Here is a 24,267-nt window from a genome sequence, read left to right as displayed (position 1 = left end):
TCACCACAATTCAAACACCAGCACTTCCGCTTTTTGACCCTGATCGAGAACCAGACGATCTTCGCCGGTAAGCATGGCGGCATCTCCCGTTTCCAGCGTGTCGCCACTCAGTGATACACGACCGCGTGCGACGTGGATATAAACGTCATTGCCTGCGCCGATACTCTGTTCAATTCGCTCGTTCCCATCCAGCAGCGCAGCGAACATCCTCGCATCCGTCTGTATTTTCACAGAGCCATTGGTGCCATCCGCCGAGGCAACCAGACATAGCTTCCCACGCTTTTCCGCTTCATCAAAGTATTTCTCTTCATAACCCGGCGGAATACCCGTCTTGTTGGGCAAAAACCAGATTTGCAGGAAATGGACTCTTTCACTTTGTGATGCATTGAATTCGCTATGCTGTACACCCGTGCCCGCACTCATGCGCTGCACGCTGCCGGGGCGAATTACTGAACCTCCCCCCGTACTGTCTTTATGCGCCAGCGCTCCTTCCAGCACATAGCTGACAATTTCCATGTCGCGGTGCCCATGCGTGCCAAAACCCTGCCCAGGCTGGACGGTGTCGTCATTGATCACACGCAACGAACGAAATTGCGTGTGCTCGGGATCGTAATAGTCTGCAAAAGAAAAGCTGTGCCAGGAATTCAGCCAGCCGTGATCGGCATGACCCCGCTCATGGGCGCGACGTAGTTCGATCATGTAAATGCTCCTTTCAGTGAGATGGAAAAAAGGGTGACTATCGGCAATTTGCCTGTCAGTTTCCTCTTTATGCTTCAGTCATGCCTCCCGTTGCCGCCGGGCTGTCGGTTGACGCTGTCGGTGTGCCACCGATGAAGTGTGAAACGCGTGGGGCTTCGCTGCCCGTATGAAAGCGGTTGACGTTTTCCTGCACTCGCTGGTCCTCGCGGGTAACGCGTGCATGCTGGCGCAGATGATCCAGCCACGAGGCCTGCTGGAAGAATTCGATATAACGCCCCGGCTTCTCGAGGTCCTCAAAGACCCCCCAGGCAAACGCCCCATCGCGCCGCCGCGATGCTCCCAGTGAGCGGATTGCTTCCAGGAAGGCTCGCCGCTGATCCAGCCCAATCTCATATTCGACAGTGACTAGCACGGGCCCCCGGCGCAAGTCAGGTTCTTCCATTGCTGGAGGATGCGGCCGCCAATGGTATGAAGGAGCAAGATCCGGAGCCTCCCGGGAGCCCAGACTGAAATTGCGAACAGCCAGCGCCGCCACCATCGTCCCGGCCGAGGATAGCAGGAGGGCAGTGGGAACGGTAGTGCTGGCAGCAACCCATCCCCAGAACAGGCTTCCCAATGCCAGGCCTGCGGAGAAGACCATGATATAGAGAGACAGTGCGCGTCCCCGAACCCAGGCAGGAACAGAGGTTTGTGCGGTAACCTGCAGTGACCAGAGCACGCTAACCCAGGCCGCGCCGGAAAGCGTCATGATGGCGTAAAGCATCTCTTCGCTCTGCAGGATTGCCAGTGCCATGATCGTTGCCCCATAAATCAGGCTTGCCGCCAGCACCAGGCGATCGCGGGAGGCGAGTTCATGCAGCCGGGGCAGAACAAGGATACCGCACACCGCCCCAATACCGACGAAGGAGAGCAAGAGTCCATAAGTTCCGGGTCCCCCGCCCAGTTCGACCCGTGCAATCAGCGGAAGAAGCGCCCATCCCGAAGCTGCGAAGAGAATAAAAGCCGTGGTACGAATCAGCACCGCTCGGAAAGGCGATGCTACATGAGCATAACGTACCCCGGCGCGCAATGCCTGGAAGAAGCGTTCGGGTGGCAGCGACCGCTCTTCCGGTTCGCGCTTCCATCTCCAGAGGACGACAATCATGCCTATAAACGAGAGCGCATTCAGGCCATAAGCGGCCCATGGGCCGATCTGGGCCAGCAATACGCCGGCAATGGCTGGGCCGAGGGAACGCGACAGGTTCATCGACAATGAACTCAATGCGACCGCTTCCGGCAACATACTCCTGGGAACAAGCTCGGGGGCAGTGATATTCAGCGCGGGAGTTGCCAGTGATGCGCCAATGCCCAAAGCAAAGGTCAGAATCAGGAGGTTCCAGATATCGATCTGATCGATAGCAGCAAGTACGGTGAGCATTGCCGCAGCCGCGGCCATCCATATCTGCGTGAAGAGAAGATAACGCCGTCGGTCTACAATGTCGGTCAGCGCACCTGCAGCCAGCGCGAACAGTACCATGGGCAACGAAGTGGCCGCCTGCACCAGGGACACCATCACCGGTGAGGGAGACAGGTCGGTCATTACCCAGGCGGAGGATACGCCATTGATCCACGTTCCGATGTTGGAGCCAAGCGCGGCGAACCAGAATGCCCTGAATGGCAGTATCTTGAGCGGTTCCCAAGTGCCGGAGCGTCCCCGGTTCGATTCTTTATTGCGGGCTTGTTTGGTCACCAGCGAAAACCCAGGCTTGTCATAAGAAAAGTCACATTCCCACCGCCTGCCTGAATTAATCCACTTCCTGCTCGAAAATGGACGATAGCAGCACGGATTTCTCACTGCGGGCTAAGGCGATAATTACCTTCCAATTTGATCGGGTCGCCGATATGGCGACTGGTTCCAATTGTTTCACGTATCGCCACCAAGAGGCAGGCGGCTTAAACCCCGTCTTCCTTATGATGTTTCCACAAAAAATACCGCCCAGGACAAGTATCAGAGCGTGAGCCGGCTTGATCGTCAAGACTGGCTGCAAATCCATTTTATCACCGCGGGCTATATCCGCTTTTACGCCCCGCCGCGACGACCAAGGAAGTGCGAGGAAAGTAAAACCGGTATCGGAGACAACAGTCCAGGCACGGATGGTTTGGTCGCCGGCATGCCCGGGTTGAAATAGGACTTCCATATTCCAGTCTCAACCTCTGTGACACCAAAAAGCCGCGTGCCGAACGAAAGCCTGCGTTTCCCCTGCGCTGTTGCAAACCGCGCCTTTTCTCTTTCATAGCGAAGTCAATAGAGATCAATCTCGAAAGAATCAATATGTTCCGCTGCGAGAGCGATATACAAGCCGTAGAGTGGTTGCAATTTATTGGCTGAATCATCGAAGGCACCCAGCTTGAGTTGAGTGCTGCCATCGAAGAGCGGCATGGTGACGTACCTAATTCCTGCTCCAAGTTCGATGAAGGATCAAGGGCTGGAGCGCGACTCAAGTTTGCGCTCAGTTTGCCGATTATTTAATCCAATAACGATATTTGCTGGGGAAAAAGCAACTCCTCAGACTCCTGGAGTCGCCGCTCTAGGCCAGCCGTCAGTTTTCTCATCAGAAGAAGCTTTCGCCTGCTTTGGCAACCCCATCCCATCACATGGCCACCCAGACAAGGGTTCTATGTACTTCAACCTGAATAATAAGTTTGTTTAATTGATAGATGATGGAGATTGAGATGCAGCAAAAGATTTTATCCAGCTTTTTTCTCCTGCTTCTTGCGTTTGCCTCAGAGCTCTTTGCGCAACAAGCCTATGAGGATGAGCCTGACATGACGCCGGTGGCCGCGCCGTCAAGGGTCAGAATTGAGATCAACAAGAAATATTTTGAGGTTTGTGAAGCAGAGCTGGGACCATTTCCGCAGGAAACCATCCATTGTCCGGATGCAGTGCTGATTCCAACCGAGCGTACGCTTGCCGGCGGCAAGGTGATCAAGCTGAATGAGGATTTGCCGGAGAGCACCCCCCGGTTCCGCAATTCCGAAACAGGGCAGCTCAAGTTGAATGCCGATACCCAGTTATTCGATGACATCACCTCCTGCGACAAGCCCAGCGGCGTTTTTCGGGACATGCGTAATGCTGGCTGTATCCCCGGCAATCGCATCAAACATCTGATAAATCAGATCAAGGGTGGGCAAACCGTCGATTGGGTCTACATATGCCGGAAGAATAGCAATTTTTCGAAGCAGGGGGGTCATTACAATGAACTGGGCCTGATCGGCTATAACCGGCATACGGGTAAAACCTGCTATTTTGCCGGGCAGCCGACGCAAACCCTCAAGGTCAACGGGAAGTGGAAGGTCATCGAGAAGAACAATAAAGGGGAGCCGGTCGAAACCATCAGGACGGAAGCGGATGTTGCCCTGATTCCGGGGGAAAAGATTCCTGCGCCAGGCTTCAGTAAATTCGATGAAAAAATGGTGATCCACTGGTCGGTGCCGACTTTTGGCGGCTGCACCCGTTGTCATTCCAACGGTCCGTTCATTCGCTACCCTTTCAATGAACCGGTCTGCCTCGTTGCCGGCAGTTCCACCAGTTGTCTCAGAAGTTTTTCCAGCAACGAGGCTTGCGGCAAATATCTCGAGCAAACCTATGCGCGTGGCGACCGTATCAAATATCAGTGCAGGGTTCTGAAACCACGCCGCCAGCCGGGAATGCTGTATTCGGTGATTTCTCCTTTTGATGGAGACGGTACGCTCAACAAATTTTTACTGGCGATGAGCGAAGCCGACAAAAAAGATAAATATTATGAAGATCTGATGCAGTATCCCTGGGAAAAACCCAAGCGTCTGGTCAGCCCCGAGGCGAAAGCATGCGCGCAATGCCATGCACTCGGAAATGGTGTCTACGCCACTTTTGTTAATTCCCTGTTTTCCGTCCATAGCCTGAAGGATGAAAAATTTCATCCCGGGGTCGGCGAAAACTGGCGTGCCCGTTTGTTTTTGTCGAATGTTTCCGAGGCTCAGCGCAGCGATAGCGCACACGATAAAAAGATAAAGAGCGAAGGCATCCTGCCGATCAGGGTCAGCGCCAAATCGATCAAGGAAGAGAACGAATTGCGGGAAAAACTATCGCTCGGACACTATCAGACGGCCTTGCGAAAGATCAATGATTGCGACCGGCAGCCGGGAAATTGCCAATGGGACGATCACTGGACGATGGAACGGGTCAAAAAGGAATCGTTCAAGTATTTGCAGGAACATTGCAGCTATTGCCATGCGTCGGAAATGGCCAAGCCGGTTTTAATGACCGAAGCCGATTTCAAACACCCCGATCTGGTTGACAAAATCATAGGCCGCATGCACGAACCGACCAATCCGATGCCCCCCAGCGGGCAACTGCCAGGTTCGGTGTTAAATGTCTTGTCCGACTATCTGCGCAAAGCAAATAATTAAAGGATGCAATAATGAACGAAGAATTGAAAAAGAGCATAGCGGCCAGCATCGAAAACACTCGGTTCGACATTTTGCAGATGATCGAACTGGGACGTGAGCTTATCGACTATCCCGATGAAATCCATCACGGGCCGGTGGTATCCATGGGGGTGCCGAAGGATACGCTGCCCAAATGGGACGATATCCAGATTCTGACAGCGCAGCTCCATAAAAAACCATTAATAGATGATGCCCCGGTGGATACTCAGCTGGTGATCGGTCCGCGTGCCCAAAAACCCCTGGTTCTGGATATCCCGCTGCTGGTTGGCGATATGAGTTATGGCGCGCTGTCGAAAAGGGCCAAGCAGGCATTGTCAAAGGGGGCTGATCTGGCCGGCACTGCGATCTGTTCAGGTGAGGGCGGCATTCTGGGGGATGAACTCGAGCTGAATCAAAGTTATATGTTCGAATTGGGCAGCGCGCGCAACGGCCTGAAGAAAAACAGCGACTTGAGTCAGTTTTCGAAGGATTTTAAAGGCAAAGTCAAGGCGTTTCACTTCAAGGGCGGGCAGGCGGCCAAGACCGGTACAGGTGGGCATTTGCCGGGAGGCAAGGTTACGGAGGAGATTGCCAAGGCACGCCAGATTGAAGTCGGCAAGGATGCGATCTCCCCATCCACCTTTGCCGATTTCCACACACCCCGCGATTTTGCTGATTTTGCCGATCAGATCCGCGACCAGATGGGCGGCATTCCGATTGGTTTCAAGATAAGCGCAAACCACATCGAGGATGACATGCGCTTCGCGCTCGATGCCGGGGCCGATTACATCATTCTCGATGGACGAGGTGGCAGTACCGGTGCTGCGCCGGGGATTTTCCGGGACCATATTTCAGTGCCAACGATCGCTGCATTGGCGCGGGCGAGAAAATTTCTCGACGTCGCAGGCCATGAGAAAGGTGCAAAGAATAGCGTGACCCTGATTATTACCGGCGGTTTGCGCATTCCTTCCGATTTCATTAAGGCGTTAGCCTTGGGAGCCGACGGAATCGCGCTGGCCAATAGTGCGCTGCAGGCAATTGGCTGTACCGGTGCGCGCATCTGCTACTCCGGCGATTGTCCTGCCGGCATAGCAACCCATGCCCAACACTTGGTCAACAAGATCGACGTCGACGCCAGGGCGCGTGACCTGGCGCTGTTTTTCAACGGCAGTGTACACCTGATGAAGATCATGACAAGAGCCTGCGGCCACCATTCCCTGCGGGAATTTAGCCGGGATGATATTTGCACCTGGAAAGCCGAAATATCGAGGTTGGCTGGAATTCCCTATGCCGGTGTCGATCCCTCAAATCCCTGACCGCCGAAACTGAGGTAATCCTTGCGCTGGATGGCACCTGCTGTCTGCCATATATCTATGACGTGGTTCGTGGAAATGAAATATATTACTTCGATGATTGAGCTTTCAGGGCGATAACAAATTCCGGTTTTCCATACATGGCTAAATCCAAATCTACTTATTCCTGCACCGAATGCGGCGGCCAGACTTTGAAATGGCAGGGTCAATGCCCGCATTGCCAGGCATGGAACACCCTTGTCGAGGCGATGAGCGAAAAGGCGGCAGCGCGATTCACTCCCGTCTCAGAAAGCAGGGAAGTTCAGAGCTTGAGTGAAGTGGAAGCGGAGGAAGAGCAGCGTTATTCGACAGGTTTGCTCGAGTTTGACCGGGTGCTGGGCGGAGGCCTTGTGCAGGGTGGTGTGGTATTGCTGGGGGGCGATCCGGGAATCGGCAAATCCACGCTGCTGCTCCAGGCATTATGCAATATGTCTTTGCTGCCGCTCGCGAGAAACGTGTTGTACGTGAGCGGTGAAGAGTCGGCCAGGCAGGTGGCGATGCGCGCCAAACGAATGGGGGTCGATGCAAAGGCGTTGCATTTGCTGGCGGAAATTCGCCTGGAGCGAATCCAGGAAGTGCTGGCCGAACGCAAGCCTGACGTGGCCGTCATCGATTCCATTCAGACAGTTTATTCCGACGCGCTGCAATCCGCTCCCGGTTCCGTCGCCCAGGTACGCGAGTGCGCCGCGCAATTGACCCGACTCGCCAAGGCCAGCGGTACCGGCATGATTCTGGTGGGCCATGTGACGAAGGAGGGTGCATTGGCCGGTCCGCGCGTACTGGAGCACATGGTGGATACGGTGCTCTATTTCGAGGGCGACACGCATTCGAGTTTTCGCCTGATCCGCGCCTTCAAGAACCGGTTTGGGGCAGTGAATGAACTGGGCGTTTTTGCGATGACTGAAAAGGGTTTGCGGGAGGTAAGCAATCCCTCGGCCTTGTTTCTTTCTCATCATGGCGGCCAGGTCCCGGGTTCCTGCATCATGGTGACACAGGAAGGCACCCGGCCGCTTCTCGTTGAAATCCAGGCCCTGGTGGATGAAGCGCACTCGCCTAACGCGAGAAGGTTGAGCGTTGGACTGGAGCAGAACCGGCTTGCCATGTTGCTGGCGGTTTTGCACCGCCACGCAGGCATCGCCTGTTTCGATCAGGATGTGTTCGTGAATGCGGTGGGGGGCGTGAAAATTACCGAACCGGGTGCCGATTTAGCTGTATTGCTGGCAATCGTTTCCTCACTCAAGAACCGGCCGCTGCCGGAAAAAACGGTGGTGTTCGGGGAAGTGGGTCTGGCGGGAGAAGTGCGCCCGGTCCAGCGCGGCCTGGAAAGACTGAGAGAAGCGGCCAAGCTGGGTTTTGTGCAAGCCATTGTTCCCAAGGCCAACAAACCGAAAGCGACGCCTCCCGGCATCGAAATCATTGCGGTGGAACGGGTGGAGGAGGCGGTTGCAAGAATGCGATGAAGAACCCCACGAAAGATTCGCTTTCAGGAATATCTGTTACTTTATCTCAGATAGGCTGACATGATTCCCGGTTTCCGTCACAAGGATCTGAGAAGGCTTCACATTTCGGGATTCACTTCAAATCTTTGGCAATGCAACTAGGAACCCTTCATTCTTTTCAAATCCTCGATTATTTCAGCAGAATTGCGCGAAGCGCTGGCTGATAAATAAATTTTAGCGATCCTGCCTTCCGGGTCAATGAGGTAGGTATTGCGTTTGGCCAGGCCGATGAGGCTCCATATCGAGTCGTAACGCTTGGCAGTCTCGCCTTTGCTGTCCGCCAAAAGCGGAAAGGGAAGATCATACTTTTTGGCAAAGCTGGCATGGCTTGCGCTATCGTCCACGCTTACACCGACAACTTCCGCGCCCAGATCCCTCAATTGGTGAATGTCATCACGGAATTTACACGCCTGCTTGGTGCACCCGGGTGTATCGTCCTTGACATAGAAATACAATGCCAGCCATTTGCCGTGGTAATCCGAGAGCTTGTGGTTTTTGCCATTTTGATCGGGAAGATTGAAATCCGGTGCTGCCTCTCCCACCTTGAGAGGCTCGGCAAGTACGCCACGACTTCCAAAAGTCATGATAAGTGTCGCTAACGTTGCAAGTACTCCCAGTACTTTCATGATTTCTCCTTGATATTCAAATCGATGTAGCGATTTGGCATCGCACGAGGTTTCTGTATGGGTTGAAACACTTGTGCTCATACCAGGTCTTCTCTTTTCATGCTGCATGCGTCATATTATGGTTCACTTCCTTATTTGCATGCAAAGCCCTTCAGTCGAGTTTGGACGAGTAATTGAGCAATAAATTCAAATTATGGATACTGGCTATACTTTCAGTCGCCATGTTGTTGCTTGCGACAATTGTTCCGCCCATTCCACAGCCCTCGTCATACCACCATTTCGCCGATAGCCGGGACTGTTTCGGCATTCCAAACTGTTTTAATGTAATCTCCAATTTCGCTTTTCTCTTCGTTGGAGTCGCAGGGCTGGTATTTTTGCTGAACTCTCGAGGTTCGTGCGCGGCAAAGACCTTTACCCTCCCGTCCGAACGCTGGCCTTTCATGATTTTGTTCCTGAACGTGGCCCTGGTATGCTTCGGTTCAGCTTACTACCATCTGGCTCCTGACAACGATCGTCTGATATGGGACCGGTTACCCATTGCAATCGGCATCATGGCGCTGCTGGCAGCAACGATCAACGACCGGATCGGTCCAAAAGCAGGGACACGCCTTCTGCCTGTCCTGATTGCGATCGGAGCAGGTACCGTACTGAACTGGTACTGGAGCGAACAGCGGGGGGTGGGCAATCTGAACTTTTATGTAGTCGTGCAGTTCTATTCGTTGCTGGTCATCGTTCTCCTGGGTGTTTTTTTCCGCTCGCGCTATACCCGCGGACGAGACATCTACACTGCGCTGGGGCTTTATGCCCTTGCCAAGGTTGCGGAATTCACAGACCGGCCGATTTATGCTCTGGGACACGCAATCAGTGGACACAGCGTAAAGCATCTGCTTGCCGCTTGTGCCATCTACTGGGTTTTACGCATGCTGAGGAAGCGCGAACCCTTGCAGGGAACAATGGAGGAAGCGATGCCTCGTGCTTCCGGTCTTCACTAACGATGTGACGATCTGGTTAAAGTCTGGTTAAAGGAAAGAAGGAGGAGGAAGTGCATCTTATAGAAGCTTACGAACGGATGGGTGGGGAAGCGGTCATCCGCCGTTTGGTAGACCGTTTTTATGACCTGATGGATGAGGATCCCGACTATTACGGCATACGCAAGCTTCATCCCCAGGACTTGACCAGTTCCCGGGAGAAATTGTTCATGTTCCTTTCAGGCTGGACCGGGGGGCCGACACTCTATACCGACAAGTACGGCGATCCCCGCCTGCGCAGCCGCCATATGCCTTTTCCAATTGGCGCTTCGGAGCGCGACCAGTGGCTGGGCTGCATGTATCGCGCCATGGTGGATATCGATCTGGATGAGGCCTTGCGCAAGAAGCTTGCCATGGCGTTCGATCAGACTGCGGACTTCATGCGCAACCAGCCGGAATAAAATTGATGCAAGGAAGGATTGCGCGAATAGCGGGGTGGGAAATGCCCCGCTGCTGTCCTTCAGAACATGGATGAAACGCCTACTTCCCCCTGAAATAAGCGCTAGAACCGGTCGTGCTTCCAAATGAATCGCGCCTGCCATTGCCTCCGCTACCGGCTCTGGCAGCTCTGGTACTGCCCGCTGTATTACCCCATGTATCTCGATTACCGGCAGGGGAACGGCTCTGCCCGGCCTTCCAGTCTCCATCGGACCGGTAAGCGCTGCTCCGGTGCGGAACATCGCTGGACCAGGTACGACTGCGTTTATGGGCGACACTAGGCGTACTTCTGGGCTGGGCACTCGCGCCAGGGCGTGGTTTAGCGCGGGGTTCCAAGCCGGGAACGACATGCGAAGCAATGCGCTGCCCGGTAAAGCGTTCGATTTTTTTCAGATGGATTCCATCCTTGCTGGAAGCGAATGAAACCGCGATTCCTGATGCGCCAGCGCGTCCTGTCCGCCCGATGCGATGCACATAATCTTCGGCAAATTTCGGCAGATCAAAATTGATGACGTGGGTAATGCCTGCCACATCGATTCCCCGCGCGGCTACATCGGTCGCGACCAGTACTCTTATGCCGCCCTGGCGCAGTTTTATGAGGGTACGATTGCGGTCGCGCTGGCTCATGTCCCCGTGCAGGGCGGCTGCCGCATGACCCTGGGCGGAAAGACCGTCGGCGAGCATATCCGCATCACGTTTGGTGGCGGTAAAAACGATGGCTTGTTTGAGCTCTATATCCCGAAGCAGGTGATCCAGCAGCTGGTTTTTGTGGGAAATGTCGTCCACGTAATGCAGCCGTTGTTCGATATTGTTCAACCGGGCCTTGGAGGTCGCTACCTGGATGCGTTTAGGTGAATTCAGCAGACGTGCAGCCACATTATCCATTGCACTGTCCAGGGTGGCTGAAAACAGCAGGGTCTGACGGGTTGCAGGAGTGGCCGATGCGATTCGCTCAACATCCTCTATAAAGCCCATGTCGAGCATGCGATCGGCCTCGTCCAGCACCAGCATTTCCAGGCGGGAAAAATCGATCCGCCCCCGTTGGATGTGGTCGATCAGCCGCCCGGGAGTGGCCACAAGAATATCGACCACCTGCGAGAGCAGCTTGTTTTGCAGCGGGTAAGGCATACCGCCCAGTATGCTCACCACTTTCGCCCGCGGGAGGTACTTCCCATATTTGGCAGTGGCTTCGGATACCTGGAGCGCGAGTTCCCGCGTTGGTGTCAATACCAGCACGCGGGGTCCGCGGCTACGTACCTGGGAAGGAGAAGCCAGGCGGTGCAAAGCGGGCAACATGAAAGCAGCAGTTTTGCCGGTGCCGGTCTGTGCTGATGCCAGGACATCATGCCCCGTCAGCAATTCGGGAATGGCTTGTTCCTGAATGGGAGTAGGCGAGGTATAACCCGCATCATTGATGGCTTTAAGAATGAGCGGATGGAGATTCAGACTTTCAAAAGACACGTTGTTTTTTCCTGTTGAATGAAAAAGTGTGCATCCTCAAAAAAACTCGGTTTCCTTGCATCAGCCCCTACTTGGAAGGATTTTGCACCAAGAGAGTTACAACAAAACTGTCAAGTTCTGCACAGGAATGTTTTTCATTCCATGTTGTGTCTGAGTCAGGTGACCTGAATTGATTCTTGGATGCGCTCTCGAGCGCGCAAGCAGGACGTACCCTCGAAAACGGACGGGCTGCTGGTCGGCCGGCGCACATACATAAGAAACCGCTTGATGAACCCGTAAAGGATTGATCAGGCGTTTCAAACATCGCCGCTAACCACGGTGCCGCCAATTTCCGCTGGAAACTTGAAAATCGAAAAAGCTCTGAAACGGTCAGGAACGATGGACCGAAAAAAGCCGTGATGCTATTAGGGCTTTTCGTCGAAGCGCGGAGTATACAGGAAACTGCAGCCTGTATAGAAATTTTTATATGGATAAATGCATGAAGAGAGAATGAAAAGCGCGGACGGAAAAGAGAATGGGTGGGGGCAGGAGTGATTTCGTTCCCGGGAGAACTCATTCAGCAGAAAAAGTTTTTCTGTAAAGACAGCTTTGCGACTTGAGGAGGGGGAAGATTACGGGGCACTTCCGTGAAACCAAGTCTTTGGAATCCGGGGCTCATTGGAAGTCTTCGGCGGAGTGTCATGCCTCGTCAAGATTGAGCGCATGCGCGACTTGGTCGGGAGTGTGAGATCGCCAGGCTGGAACAGATTCAGCACACACCTGCGGAGCCTGTTCCAGTTTTGCAACCCGTCATGCAAAAGCCAGCACTCGAAACCTACGCTTTCTCCAGGGCTTTGTCCTTTTCCGGGAGGGGCGTGTCGGTGCGAGGAAGCACGGGCCTGGCGGTGATCTGCCGTTTCAGGTTCTCTATCTCGGGTTCATTCAACGTTTCGACCCGAAGCAACTCCTCCGCCGTCCGGTCGAGCAGCGCGCGGTTGTTTTCCAATATCTCTATCGCCCGCTTCAATGCACCATCGACGAGCGCACGCACAGTGCTGTCAACCGTGTTTGCCGTCTCTTCGCTATAGTCCCGGCTTTGCGGCATGGGAATGCCGGGTTGCAGAAATTGCGAACGTTCGCGGTCATACGCAACATTCCCGAGGGCCTCGGTCATTCCATAACGGAGCACCATCGCACGGGCAAGGTCGGTCGCGCGGACGATGTCATCCGATGCGCCAGTCGATATTTCGTTGAATACCACACGTTCGGCTGCTCGTCCGCCCATCATCACCGCCATTTTGTTTTCCAGCTCTGCCCGGGTCATCAGAAACCGGTCTTCGGTCGGCCGCTGCACTGTATAGCCGAGCGCGCCTATTCCACGCGGGATAATAGAAACCTTGTGTACCGCGTCGGTTCCAGGCAAGGCGAGTGCCACCATCGCGTGTCCCAGTTCATGAAACGCGACCACCCGGCGCTCTGCCGGATTGAGCAGGCGGTTGCGCTTCTCAAGGCCGGCTACCACCCGCAAAATGGCGTTATTGAAATCCCCCATCGTCACGGCCGCGCCATTCCTGCGGGTGGCTAGCAGGGCAGCTTCGTTGACCAGGTTGGCGAGATCGGCGCCCGTAAACCCCGGCGTCAAAGCTGCAATCTGCTCTTTTTTTACGTCAGGATCGAGCTTCACCTTCTTCAGATGTACGGCAAGAATCTGTTCTCGCCCCACTTTGTCCGGCCGATCCACCAGTACCTGCCGGTCAAATCGCCCCGCCCGCAGCAGAGCGGGGTCGAGGATTTCGGGCCGGTTGGTCGCCGCGAGCAGCACCACGCCACTTTTAGGGTCGAAACCATCAAGCTCGGCCAGCAGTTGATTCAGCGTCTGCTCCTTCTCGTCATGACCCCCAAGCCCATAGGCGCCCCGGGCTCGTCCAAGCGAATCCAACTCATCGATAAAGATGATGGCGGGAGCCATCTGGCGCGCTTGTTCAAACAGGTCGCGCACGCGCGCGGCCCCGACCCCGACGAACATCTCTACGAACTCGGAACCGGAGATCGAGAAGAACGGAACATTCGCTTCGCCTGCCACGGCACGGGCCAGCAGCGTCTTGCCCGTACCCGGTGGCCCCACCAGCAGGATACCCTTGGGTACCCGCCCGCCCAGGCGGCTGTATCCGGCAGGATCCTTCAAAAAATTGATGACTTCTTCCAACTCTTCCTTGGCTTCATCCACTCCGGCCACATCTGCAAAAGTTACCTTGGTTTCTTTCTCCACAAAAACTTTGGCGCGGCTCTTGCCGATCGACATCAGCCCGCCCGTCATGCCGCCCGGATTCATGCGGCGGATGATAAACAGCCATATCCCGAAAAAAATCGCCATCGGCAATAGCCACGACAGCAGATCGCGCATCCATGTGCTCTGGACCACGCCCGTATACGTCACGTGATGTTGATCGAGCTTATCAGCCAGCTCGGGTTCCACCCGCGTGGTCACGAAATCCTTCAACCCGTCGGCACCTTCCCCCTTCAGGGTGCCATAAATATGATTTTCGGTGATGGCTATCTCCGCAATCTTGTCCTCGTCCAGCAGGGTATGAAAGCGGCTATAAGGAATGGGCTCGACCTTGGTATAGCGGGCATACATGCTTTGTATGAGCAGAATGCCGAGTACCGCGATAATGACGTACCAGAAGTTGATCTGGGTTTTTTTGTCCATGGGAAGTTGGGTCTTTTTATCCTTTTTATCCATCAGATATCCTTGCTCTCGTACTGTTATATTCGTAGACAGTAAATGCCTGACTTTGTTCAGCATAGTATACGGAGGTTGTAGCGCAAGGCACGCAGGTTGGGTAGACCCCAGGTTGTGTAGACGATGGCAGGAGAGAGCTTGCCAAGCAAAGGCTTGACGCAACCGGGCCGAATGCGCTTTACTCAGGAAAATCGCTTATATCGCCGGTCTGCTATTCTTTGATCCTGGCGGTCCGCCTGCGGGGGCAAAGATTTGCCTTGTTCCGCGGCTTTACATGCAAAGCCTGCCTTTCATTCGCGGGCTTCCAGTATTGTTTATACAGCCCTTCTTGCATTTGCCCGTCTTGAAATTCTTGTTTTCTCTTCTGGCGGATAAAGCGTGTCTTTATCTCGGGGTGATCATTTTGCTCATGCTGAGTAACGACACGGTCGAAGCGGGTCTCTTCGGCGGCCTCTTCGGAGACGATGCTCCTCCCCCCTCCATCAGCCTTTCCGCTCCGGAGCCCGTGGCGGATCTGCTGAAAACACATTTCCGTCTGCCGACAGAAGCTCTGGAAGATGAAACTGCGCGCGCTACTTTCATGCGGCGCGCCCAGCGCGAAATTAGCGAACTGCTCGCCACCGAGGGTTATTTCATGCCCAGGATAACATTGCATCTCTCCACCCCCGGCGAGGTACCGCAACTGGAAGTCGCGCCGGGACCGCGGACAATGGTTGTCGGGGTGCATATCGAGTTCAAGGGAGACCTGAGTGTTGATGAGCCTGGACGGCGCGCACGGATTGAAAAGCTGCGCTCTGCCTGGTCCCTCAAGGAAGGCCAGCCCTTTCGCTCCCCTGCCTGGGAAGAGGCCAAATCGGTATTGCTATCCAATGTCGCGGGAGAGGATTATGTCGCAGCGCAGATCGAGGAAAGCAGGGCGGAGATAGATCCCGATTCTTCGCAGGCGCGGTTGAGGGTGATAGTGAACTCCGGGCCGGCATTCCACTTTGGCGAGCTCGACATAAAAGGGCTCAATCGCTACGAACCCTCACTCATAAGCGGCCTTGCGCCATTTAAACCGGGGGACCTTTATCGCCGTGATCAATTACTCTCGTTCCAGACGAAATTGCAGAATCTGCCTCAATTCAGTTCTGCGGCTGTCAATATTCAACCTGACGAAGTAACGCATCAGGCGGCGCCGGTAGAGGTAGTGCTATCGGAGGCGAAGTCGAAGAGGGTAGGGTTCGGCGCAGGGTACAGTTCCAATACGGGTGCGCGTGGCGAGGTCACTTACATGAATAACGATTTCCTGAATAACGCCTTGAGACTGAACAGTGGATTGCGTATCGAGCAGAAACGCCAGAGCTTGACGGGCTCAATCGACAGCGTGGCGGATGCCTCGGGAACATGGTTTTCCTTGGGGGCGGCAGCGGATAGAACCTTTATCCAGCAACTGGAAACCATACGCCAGAAAGTCGGCGTCAGTCGCAACCAGCTCTTGGACAAGACCGAAACAAGACTATCATTGAACTGGCAGCGGGAAAACCGGGATCCAAAAGGGGGCCTGGAGCAGATCAACCAGACCTTGGTGCTGGACGGTTATCTACGCTATCGTTCCGTGGACAACCCGTTATTCCCCAGGGATGGCAGCGTTTCCGAATTGCGCATCGGTGGCGGCAAGCGGGAACTGTTGTCCGATCAGGACTTCTTGCGGACTTATGCCAGGCATCAGTTCTGGTATCCGGTGGGCAAGCGCGACGTGCTATTTCTGAGGGGCGAGCTGGGGTACACCTTTGCTCCCTCGCGCTTCGGCATTCCCCAGGAATATCTCTTTAGAGCGGGCGGTATTCAATCCGTTCGCGGATACGCTTTTCAGCGTTTAGGCGTGAGGGAAGGCAGCGCGGTGGTCGGGGGCAGGGTAATGTTCACGGGTTCAATTGAATATAATCACTGGCTTACACGTAATTGGGGTGCTGCCATCTTTACCGATGTGGGGGATGCGGCCGATACCATAGGCGGGTTGAACCCGGCTGTCGGATACGGGGGAGGGATACGCTGGCGCAGTCCTGTAGGGCCATTGGCGGTGGATGTCGCCCGCGGGCAGCGGGACGGGAAATTCCGTTTTCATTTTTCGATTGCCGTGGCGTTCTGACAGCGCATGAAGGCTGTAAACGAACAGCGAATCCAACATGCTTTCCCAAGCTTCCGCTGGTGGCAATGGATGCTGCTGGCGGCGATCTTCATCCTCCTCGCGGTCGCAGGCTCCGCCCTCTGGCTGGCCACAAGCAACTCGGGTCTCGTCTGGCTCGGGTCGGCCCTCTCCCGTCTGAGCGCGGATAGCATTTCTTTTGAAGGGTTGGAAGGAAAACTGTCCCGATCCGTCAGCGTCCGGCGCATGCGCTTTTCCGGAGAAAACCTGCTTATCGTCGCACGGGATGTGCAACTGGATTGGGAACCCGGTGCATTACGTTCGGGCCAGCTCAAGATCATCGCCTTGACAGCGGGGGAAGTGGAAGTGGTTTCATCTCCTTCTCCGGAACCGGCAACACAGCCGGATAATCTGGAACTGCCCTTGTCGCTGGAGGTGCGCAAGTTCGAGATTGGCGTCCTCCGTGTGATGCGCGAAAAAGGGGGCGCTCCGTTTTTTCGGGCGCTGGACCTTGCCACGAAATTGACAAGTGATGGACACATTCATCAGATTCCTGAACTGCGCGTCATGCTCGACTATGGCCGCCTCACTGCATCAGCCCAACTGAAAGGCGAGAAGCCTTTTCCCCTGGAAGGCTATGTAACCCTGGCAGGAATTTCCGTTCCCAAAGCGCAACAACCAGCCGGCACGTTGACAGAGAAATCGGAAGCACGCATTTCTGCCACCCTTGGCGGTAATCTGGCACAGATCGACGTGAAAATCGAGGGGCAGGGCGCCGGGCTGTCAGGGGAGGGAGATGCGCAATTGCGTCCCTTTGCTCCGTTCGCAGTGGCAGGCCTGCGGTTGTCACTGAGCGGCCTGGATCCTCATGTTTTTTCCGCTACGGCGCCTCAGGCCAGGCTTGATTTGCAGGCGGATTTGAATGAAAAAATGGCGGGCCAACTCGAAGGCACCCTGACCGTCAAAAACAGCAAGCCTTCCGCCCTGGATACGGGCGGTCTCCCGGTGCTCGAAGCACGCGCAGCCCCCGTGTTGTCGGCGGAACTGCTCCAGCTTCATGACTTGAAACTGCTGCTGCCAGGCGGCGGATCGATCATGGGTGATGTCGTATGGCAACTCAAGCAGGCAAGAGGATCGGCGGATTTGCGCATCCGGCAGGTTAACCTGGCCGGGCTGGATACGCGGATGCGGCCCACGAATGTCAGTGGATCCCTGAGACTCAGTGGGGATGAGAAGAGCCAGCAGGGAATATTGGCGCTTCATGATCGGAAGCTGAGTGCGGATGTTCATATGACACTGGCGGACGATGTGCTGACACTGGAAAAAGTGCGCCTCAGCCATGGGCAATCCCTGTTTACCGGTCAGGGCAGGATGGAGTTGAACGGGCAGCGGGAGTTTGACCTGGGGGGCAGCTTGCGGCGCTTTGATATTTCTGTGTTTTTGCAGGGGCCTCGAACCGATCTCAACGCGACACTCAAACTGACAGGTGAGCTGGGTTCAACCGGAACGCCCGAATCCTCCCGAAAAGTTTCAGAACCGGCAGGTACGGCTCAGTTTGCAATCGCTAACAGTCACGTCGCGGAACAACCGGTATCAGGCAATGGCCGCATCGAGTTTGCAGGGCTCAGCCGGGCTAAAGGGGGGATCGAATTAAACTTCGGCACGAACCGGCTTCTGGCGCGTGGCGGTTACGGGCGTCCAGGCGATCAACTGCAGCTTGAATTGAATGCTCCTGCGCTGGCGCAAATTGGGTACGGGCTTGGGGGCTCACTGATGGCGAAGGCAATAATGGGGAGCAGTTCCGCCAGTTTTATCGAGAAGCCGCTTGAATTGCCGGATATAAGCTTTTACGTCACGGGAAAGGGCATCAAGCTCCCGAATGAGCATTATCTGGATAATTTCACTGCCGATGGCACGCTGCACGGCGATGCGATCACGTTAAAGATCCTGGCTGCGGACTACCGGCTCCAGGCAAATCCACGTCTGCAACAACTCAGTGTGGAAATGGGAGGCAGTACTTCACAACACGAGATCCAGGTCTCTGCCCAACTGGTCGATGATCAGAGGCTGTCCCTCCGAGGCAGAGGGGGTCTTGCCAAAACGGGGGGGCAGAGGCGGGATGCCGAATGGGCAGGGGAACTGATGGAGTTGTCCGGGTCGGGGCGAGTTCCATTTAGCCTCAAAAATACCTCTCCCGTACAAGTTGGCTTCAACCACGCATCACTCGGTTTATCGAACATCGGCATCGCGGGAGGCACAGTGCAGATTCGTGAAATCGATTGGAGTCCTGAAAGGTGGAGCACAAAGGGGCATTTTTCGGGGATTGGACTGCGTCCCGGGGCTGGAGGGAAAAAGTCGGAGGCGGCTGTGGAGTCTGTGGCGGCAGCGAAGACCGCAAAGACTGCAGGGGCAAACGAAACCGAAGGTGCGGACGGGCGCAGGCGGTATGAAGCCGATCGGGGAGCGGGTCATGAAGCTCTCCGGCTACACGGAGAATGGGATATTTCAGCCGGTAGCCAACTGAAAGGTTTTATTGACATCGAACGCGAGGGTGGCGACTGGATATTGCCGGATGAGCCGCCGCTACCGCTGGGTCTGCAAGTCCTCAAATTGTCTGCTCGGGCTACAAACGGCCAACTGACCGCAGAACTCACGGCAAGAGGCAAGCGATTGGGCGAGGCGAACGCTCTTGTCGCCATGCCGTTGGCAAAAGCAGTCGAGTCGGGGATGCACTGGACGATTTTGCAGGAGGCTGCCCTCTCCGGGCACATCTTTGTCAATATGCAGGATATTTCCTGGACGGGTCCCGCCATTGACAACAGCATCAAAACGGGCGGTGCAATTGCATTGCAGGCAGATGTGGTCGGGACGTTTGGCAAGCCGCGTCTGGAAGGAAAGATACAAGGAGATAACCTTGCGGTTGCCTCGCTGGAGCATGGCGTGCGGCTTGAACAGGGAAAGCTCGCGGCGCATTTTAACGAGAAGTCCCTTCACATGGACATCCTCGATTTCTCGGCGCCGCATCAATCTCCTCCGCAGGATCCTCTGTTGCGGCACCTGGAACTCGCAAAAGGACCGGGTACCTTGCGGGCGTCGGGAGTCCTGGATTTTACCGGAGAACGCGGCAGTGTCGAGATTACCGCCAATCTTGTTCCGTTGGCTCAACGGCCTGATCGCTGGATTATTGCTTCGGGAAGCGGTAATGCCATGCTGGAACACAATATGCTCACCCTCAAGGGAAATCTCATGGCGAATGCAGGGCTGCTGGCGCAGCCTACCGCGGGTCGTCCTCATTTACCCGATGACGTGATTATCATCGGCCGGGACGAACCGGATGGACCGCAATCCGAGCGCAGGGGATTGCGTATCGATGTTAAAGCCACTCTCGATCTGGGTGAGCGGTTCTACATCCATGCATCCGGGCTGGAAGGCAGGCTGGCCGGACAATTGCATTTGAGGGGCGAGCCCGGACAGAAGCTTCGTACTGTCGGCACCATTACGGCACAGGATACGAAGTTCGAGGCCTATGGGCAGGATTTAACGGTGGAGCGAGGCATCGTGGGCTTTCAGGGTCCGATCGATGATCCGGCCCTGAACGTGCGTGCAGTGCGCAAGGGGTTGGCGGTGGTGGCAGGAGTTGAAGTGACTGGCAGCGTGCGTCATCCCGTCATACAGCTGGTATCGACGCCGGCCGTGTCCGACCTGGAGAAACTCTCGTGGATTACGCTGGGGCGAGCTCCGGGAGGCAAGGCGGACGCCTCCTTATTGCTTGCCGCGGCCGGCTCCATTCTCGGAGGGCAATCCGGCGGTGTGACCGATAAAATAACCCGGGCGCTGGGAGTAGACGAGCTATCGATCCGGCAGGCAGGAAGCGATCCCTTGACCGGCCAGATTGGCACGATCGGCAAGCGCCTGTCGAAGGAGGCTTACATCAGCTACGAACAAGGGCTTGCCGCCGCGACGGCGGGTGTGACGAAGCTCACTTATGCGCTAACTCCCAAGATCACGTTAGTTGCCCGTGCGGGAACGGATAATGCGATCGATGTGCTTTATTCGCTCAGTTTCGATTGATTGAATCCGCGCCGAGTGGGCGAAAAAAGCCGGGAATCAACCAGATTGCCGGATGAAACCTCGTATCCGCGTCATAAGAATACCTTCCTGCTTCTTCTTCAATTGCGAATCCCCGAACCGGAACGTCCCTAGGACAATCCAGTACTCTTTTGTCCGCCCTTTTGCCTGCCTTAAGCAAGCTCCCCTCCGGAAGGCTTCGCCGCTCAGCATGAGTGTGGTACCGAACAGAGCGCACGCGTTTTCCTTCTTAAAATTCGGGCATCTGCTCTAATTCGACTCGATGATTGATCTGGAATCAAAGGGATACACTGGATTCGAATGCAGTATGTGTCTCCATGGAAAATCTCGTAACCCTCGATCGTTTCGACATCCGACATACTCTGGTTGGCCATGCAGACGTCGGTCTGTTGTAACAGGGAGTGTTCCCGTGTGAATGAGGGGGCATTCTTCTGTTTCAGTACCGAGCGGCTTACTTTGGCCGGCTTCAATGAAAGGGAAGGAGTATGAAGAAGAGAATTGCCCTCATCAGTGAACACGCTTCACCCATCGCGGCAATAGGAGGTACGGACACCGGCGGACAAAATATAGCGGTGGCCGAGCTGGCCCGGCATCTTGCCGCCCTCGGCTACGAAATTGATGTCTTTACCCGCTGGGATGACCGCCGTGTTCCAAAAATCCTCAACTGGCGGGATGGCATACGCATCGTCCATGTGGAAGCCGGGCCCGTCACGTTCATTCCCAAGGAAAAGCTGCTGCCTTATATGCCCGCCTTCACGCGCGACATCCTGCGGTTTATCAAGTCGGAAAACAATCGCTACAAGCTCGTTCACGCCCATTTCTTCATGTCCGGGCTGGTGGCGGCGGATATCAAGCGAAAACTGGGTATTCCTTTCATCGTTACCTTTCACGCTCTCGCAAAAGTGCGGAGGCTTCACCAGGGAGGGAATGACTGGTTCCCGGACGAGGGCTTTGCCATCGAAGAAAGGGTGATAACAGAAGCGGACCAGATTGTCGCCTTGTGCCCGCAGGACCGCGATGATCTGATCAATCTTTATGAAGCTGATCCCGGAAAAATCACGGTTATTCCAAACGGATTCAGACCGGATGAGATCTATCCTCTCGACAAGCTGTTCGCGCGCATGGCGCTGAAACTCGATCCCAAGGAAAAGATTATCCTGCAACTGGGGCGCATGGTGCGGCGAAAGGGTGTCGATAACGTCATAAAAGCGCTGGGCTACATGCGGCGCGAGCATAACTTCGAAGCACGTCTTCTGATAGTGGGCGGGGAGTCGGATGAGCCCGATCCAAAAACAACGCCTGAAATCGGTCGCCTGCAAAAACTGGCTGAAGCAGAGGGTGCGGGCGATCTTGTGACGTTTGTCGGACGCCGCCCGCGCGACATGCTGCATTATTACTATAGCGCGTGCGACGTATTCACGACTACGCCCTGGTATGAACCGTTCGGGATCACCCCGCTTGAAGCAATGGCCTGCGGGACGCCCGTGATCGGGTCAAATGTTGGGGGCATTAAATCCACCGTCATGGATGGCAGGACGGGCTTTCTCGTGCCGCCCAACGATCCCGCGTCACTCGGGCGCCGCATCATAGAGCTTTTGAGCAGCAACAAGCTCATGACGTATTTCAAGGAAAACGCCATCCGCCATGTCAATCAGAATTACACCTGGATGAAGGCAACGCATCTCACGGCCAACATGTACGAGCGGATTGCAACCCAGAGCCCCCTGCGAGCGGACGAAGAAGAAGATTCCTTGTCCTACATCGACGACTCCTTCGGGTCATTAATAGAGACTATTGAAAAGTCCAGGCGGAAAATCCGCCTTGCCATCCTCGATTCGGCCCAGGCTGTATACCGCTCGTTGGCGCGCGGCGGAAAGGTATTGGTTTGCGGCAATGGCGGGAGTGCCGCCGAAGCGCAGCACTTTGCGGCCGAACTCATGGGGCGGTTTGAGGCAAGTGGTCGTCGCGGCTTGCCCGCAATGGCACTCACTGCCGATACCGCCTTTGTGACCGCCTGGTCGAATGACTATACATTTGACGATGTGTTTGCCAGACAGGTCGAAGCGCATGGGCAGCCGGGGGACGTTCTGGTTGTCATCAGCTCGAGCGGGCAGTCAGTCAACTTGGTCAAGGCGCTCCGGACGGCGCGCCGGCACGAGATGTTCTGCATTGGCCTGCTTGGCAAGGAGGGTGGTCCTGCCAGCGAACTGACTGATATCAACATCATTGTTCCGTCAAACGAAACTTCACGCATCCAGGAAGTACAACTGCTTGTTCTCCACGTGCTCAGTCATCTGATCGAGCAGCAAATCGTGGTGGATGACCTGAATACCGTTCAGATAACGGAAGAGTGGTCAATAAAGCACTTTCAGGTCCAGGAAATGGCTAAAAACGTTAATAAGAGGAAAATCAAGCATGAATCAACAAAGTGTGACTGACAAAGTCGTTATTGTCACGGGCGCAGGCCAGGGGTTGGGCGAGGCGATAGCAAACACGCTCGGCGCGGCAGGAGCGGTCGTCTGCGCCTGCGATATCAAGGAAGACAAGGTGAAAAACGTGGCCCAGGCCATTAACGACGGGGGCGGCGCTGCTTATCCATTCGTGCTGGATGTACGCAACGCGGAGGGTATCCGGCAGACTGTCGATGACATCATGGCCGAGCATGGCCGCATCGATATCCTGATCAACAACGCCGGTACTGACATGACCCTGGGGATTGAAGATTTAAGCGTGACCGATTGGGACCGGGTGGTGGACGTCAACTTATGCGGTCCCTTCCTGTTGTCGAAAACTGTCTATCCGCTTCTCAAGCGTCAGGGCAGGGGTCATATCGTCAACATTGCCTCGACAGCCGCGAAGCGGGTCTGGACGGAGGCCAGTGCCTACCACGCAAGCAAATGGGGCCTGCTCGGTTTCAGTCATGCCCTGCATGCGGAAGGACGCCGGGACAATATCAAGGTCACTGCGGTGATAGCAGGCGGCATGCGCACGCCTTTCATCATGGACAGGTTCCCCGATACCGATCCAAACGTCCTCCAGGATCCAAAAAACGTGGCGGACACCGTGCACTTTGTCCTGACACAACCCGACGAAACGGTGATTCCCGAAGTTATGGTTCTCCCGATGCGGGAGACATCGTGGCCGTAGTGGCTAAGAAAACTGAAGAAACTGCACCTGGAAAGGCCGTGTTTATCGACAAGGACGGCACACTTGTTCACGACGTGCCCTACAACGTCGATCCGCGCTATATCCGGTTGACCGTGGGTGCGGGTCCAGCTCTCCGGAATATGAAAAATGCGGGTTATAAATTGGTCGTCATTTCCAATCAATCCGGGATCGCCCGGGGCTTGTTCGAGGAAAAGGATTTGTTTCCTGTTAACCGCTGCATCCAGTCCTTGCTCGCGCAATATGATGTTTCCATCGACGCTTTTTATTACTGCCCGCACGCGCCGGGCGATGGTTGCCGATGCCGTAAGCCGATGCCGGGAATGATTTTAAAGGCTGCCAAAGATCAGGGCGTGCACCTGCAGGCCTCCTGGATGATCGGCGATATCCTGAACGACGTGGAAGCGGGAAATCGTGCGGGTTGCCGCACGATTCATCTGGATAACGGTAACGAGACGGAGTGGGTAAAGGGCAATGATCGAGAACCTGTGTATTCGGTAACGGATTGGATGGAAGCAGCGGAAATTATTTGTCAGGGTGCCAATTGCGGTGCCGTGCGCACGGAGGTTGCACACTGCTGATACTGGCAGTTTTCCCGATTGCTCCCTGGAATT

General features: G+C 55.2%; 18 protein-coding genes. 10 read left to right on the top strand and 8 right to left on the bottom strand.

The window, feature by feature from the left end; translation table 11 throughout:
• The 4 genes from NMUL_RS09470 to NMUL_RS15995 form a co-directional block, all read right to left on the bottom strand.
• Entirely contained in the window at window positions 1-699 is a 699-nt protein-coding gene (locus tag NMUL_RS09470) for a pirin family protein (RefSeq protein WP_011381125.1), read from the bottom strand.
• Window positions 700-766: 67 nt separating this feature from the next.
• Window positions 767-2,428: an MFS transporter gene (locus tag NMUL_RS09465; protein WP_011381124.1), complete on the bottom strand. Its 1,662-nt coding sequence runs from the start codon at window positions 2,426-2,428 to the stop codon at window positions 767-769.
• A gap of 55 nt (window positions 2,429-2,483) precedes the next feature.
• Window positions 2,484-2,876 (bottom strand): alginate export family protein, encoded by a 393-nt coding sequence (locus tag NMUL_RS09460; protein ID WP_011381123.1) that lies wholly within the window; start codon window positions 2,874-2,876, stop codon window positions 2,484-2,486.
• A gap of 104 nt (window positions 2,877-2,980) precedes the next feature.
• Entirely contained in the window at window positions 2,981-3,118 is a 138-nt protein-coding gene (locus tag NMUL_RS15995) for a hypothetical protein (protein ID WP_167535577.1), read from the bottom strand.
• A gap of 293 nt (window positions 3,119-3,411) precedes the next feature.
• On the opposite strand from NMUL_RS15995, the gene NMUL_RS09455 reads away from it, so the two are divergent.
• The 3 genes from NMUL_RS09455 to radA all read left to right on the top strand — a co-directional run bounded on the left by NMUL_RS09455 (window position 3,412) and on the right by radA (window position 7,957).
• Entirely contained in the window at window positions 3,412-5,127 is a 1,716-nt protein-coding gene (locus NMUL_RS09455; protein ID WP_011381122.1) for a hypothetical protein, read from the top strand.
• Between the two features lie 11 nt (window positions 5,128-5,138).
• Complete coding sequence (locus NMUL_RS09450) at window positions 5,139-6,461, top strand: FMN-binding glutamate synthase family protein (RefSeq protein ID WP_011381121.1); 1,323 nt, start codon at window positions 5,139-5,141, stop codon at window positions 6,459-6,461.
• Between the two features lie 137 nt (window positions 6,462-6,598).
• Window positions 6,599-7,957: a DNA repair protein RadA gene (gene radA / locus NMUL_RS09445; RefSeq protein WP_011381120.1), complete on the top strand. Its 1,359-nt coding sequence runs from the start codon at window positions 6,599-6,601 to the stop codon at window positions 7,955-7,957.
• A gap of 137 nt (window positions 7,958-8,094) precedes the next feature.
• Here radA and NMUL_RS09440 read toward each other — a convergent pair whose 3' ends face one another.
• The gene (locus NMUL_RS09440; RefSeq protein ID WP_011381119.1) at window positions 8,095-8,622 is read right to left on the bottom strand and encodes a peroxiredoxin; all 528 of its coding nucleotides are present in this window, start codon (window positions 8,620-8,622) and stop codon (window positions 8,095-8,097) included.
• 151 nt (window positions 8,623-8,773) lie between these two features.
• Window positions 8,774-9,064 carry a hypothetical protein gene (locus NMUL_RS16375; RefSeq protein ID WP_238529797.1) on the bottom strand — a complete coding sequence of 97 codons (291 nt, stop codon included), beginning with the start codon at window positions 9,062-9,064 and terminating at the stop codon, window positions 8,774-8,776.
• On the opposite strand from NMUL_RS16375, the gene NMUL_RS09435 reads away from it, so the two are divergent.
• Entirely contained in the window at window positions 8,997-9,614 is a 618-nt protein-coding gene (locus NMUL_RS09435) for a DUF6962 family protein (protein ID WP_373365298.1), read from the top strand. The two genes, NMUL_RS16375 and NMUL_RS09435, sit on opposite strands and share 68 nt — an antisense overlap.
• Window positions 9,615-9,691: 77 nt before the next feature.
• Window positions 9,692-10,051 carry a group II truncated hemoglobin gene (locus NMUL_RS09430; RefSeq protein ID WP_041352523.1) on the top strand — a complete coding sequence of 120 codons (360 nt, stop codon included), beginning with the start codon at window positions 9,692-9,694 and terminating at the stop codon, window positions 10,049-10,051.
• A gap of 79 nt (window positions 10,052-10,130) precedes the next feature.
• On the opposite strand, the gene NMUL_RS09425 is transcribed toward NMUL_RS09430, so the two are convergent.
• Both NMUL_RS09425 and ftsH read right to left on the bottom strand, forming a co-directional pair.
• Window positions 10,131-11,549, bottom strand: coding sequence for a DEAD/DEAH box helicase (locus NMUL_RS09425; RefSeq protein ID WP_011381116.1), 1,419 nt, complete (start codon window positions 11,547-11,549; stop codon window positions 10,131-10,133).
• Between the two features lie 814 nt (window positions 11,550-12,363).
• Window positions 12,364-14,238, bottom strand: a complete 1,875-nt coding sequence (ftsH, locus tag NMUL_RS09420) for an ATP-dependent zinc metalloprotease FtsH (RefSeq protein ID WP_049783162.1) — start codon at window positions 14,236-14,238, stop codon at window positions 12,364-12,366.
• 376 nt (window positions 14,239-14,614) lie between these two features.
• On the opposite strand from ftsH, the gene NMUL_RS09415 reads away from it, so the two are divergent.
• The 5 genes from NMUL_RS09415 to NMUL_RS09395 all read left to right on the top strand — a co-directional run bounded on the left by NMUL_RS09415 (window position 14,615) and on the right by NMUL_RS09395 (window position 24,234).
• Window positions 14,615-16,402: an autotransporter assembly complex protein TamA gene (locus NMUL_RS09415; protein ID WP_167535576.1), complete on the top strand. Its 1,788-nt coding sequence runs from the start codon at window positions 14,615-14,617 to the stop codon at window positions 16,400-16,402.
• A 6-nt stretch (window positions 16,403-16,408) separates the two neighbouring features.
• Window positions 16,409-20,470: a translocation/assembly module TamB domain-containing protein gene (locus tag NMUL_RS14975; RefSeq protein WP_080557691.1), complete on the top strand. Its 4,062-nt coding sequence runs from the start codon at window positions 16,409-16,411 to the stop codon at window positions 20,468-20,470.
• A 503-nt stretch (window positions 20,471-20,973) separates the two neighbouring features.
• Window positions 20,974-22,926 (top strand): glycosyltransferase, encoded by a 1,953-nt coding sequence (locus NMUL_RS09405; RefSeq protein ID WP_011381112.1) that lies wholly within the window; start codon window positions 20,974-20,976, stop codon window positions 22,924-22,926.
• On the top strand, window positions 22,904-23,635 hold the full coding sequence (locus NMUL_RS09400) for an SDR family oxidoreductase (RefSeq protein ID WP_041352522.1): 732 nt from the start codon (window positions 22,904-22,906) through the stop codon (window positions 23,633-23,635). Before NMUL_RS09405 ends, NMUL_RS09400 begins: the two co-directional genes overlap by 23 nt.
• Window positions 23,635-24,234, top strand: a complete 600-nt coding sequence (locus tag NMUL_RS09395; RefSeq protein WP_041353093.1) for a D-glycero-alpha-D-manno-heptose-1,7-bisphosphate 7-phosphatase — start codon at window positions 23,635-23,637, stop codon at window positions 24,232-24,234. The genes NMUL_RS09400 and NMUL_RS09395 overlap by 1 nt, the downstream gene beginning before the upstream one ends.
• Window positions 24,235-24,267 lie beyond the last annotated feature (33 nt).

It is taken from the genome of Nitrosospira multiformis ATCC 25196, from assembly GCF_000196355.1.
In the GTDB taxonomy this organism is placed as follows: Bacteria; Pseudomonadota; Gammaproteobacteria; order Burkholderiales; family Nitrosomonadaceae; genus Nitrosospira; species Nitrosospira multiformis.
This window is presented reverse-complemented; position numbering and strand designations above follow the sequence as displayed.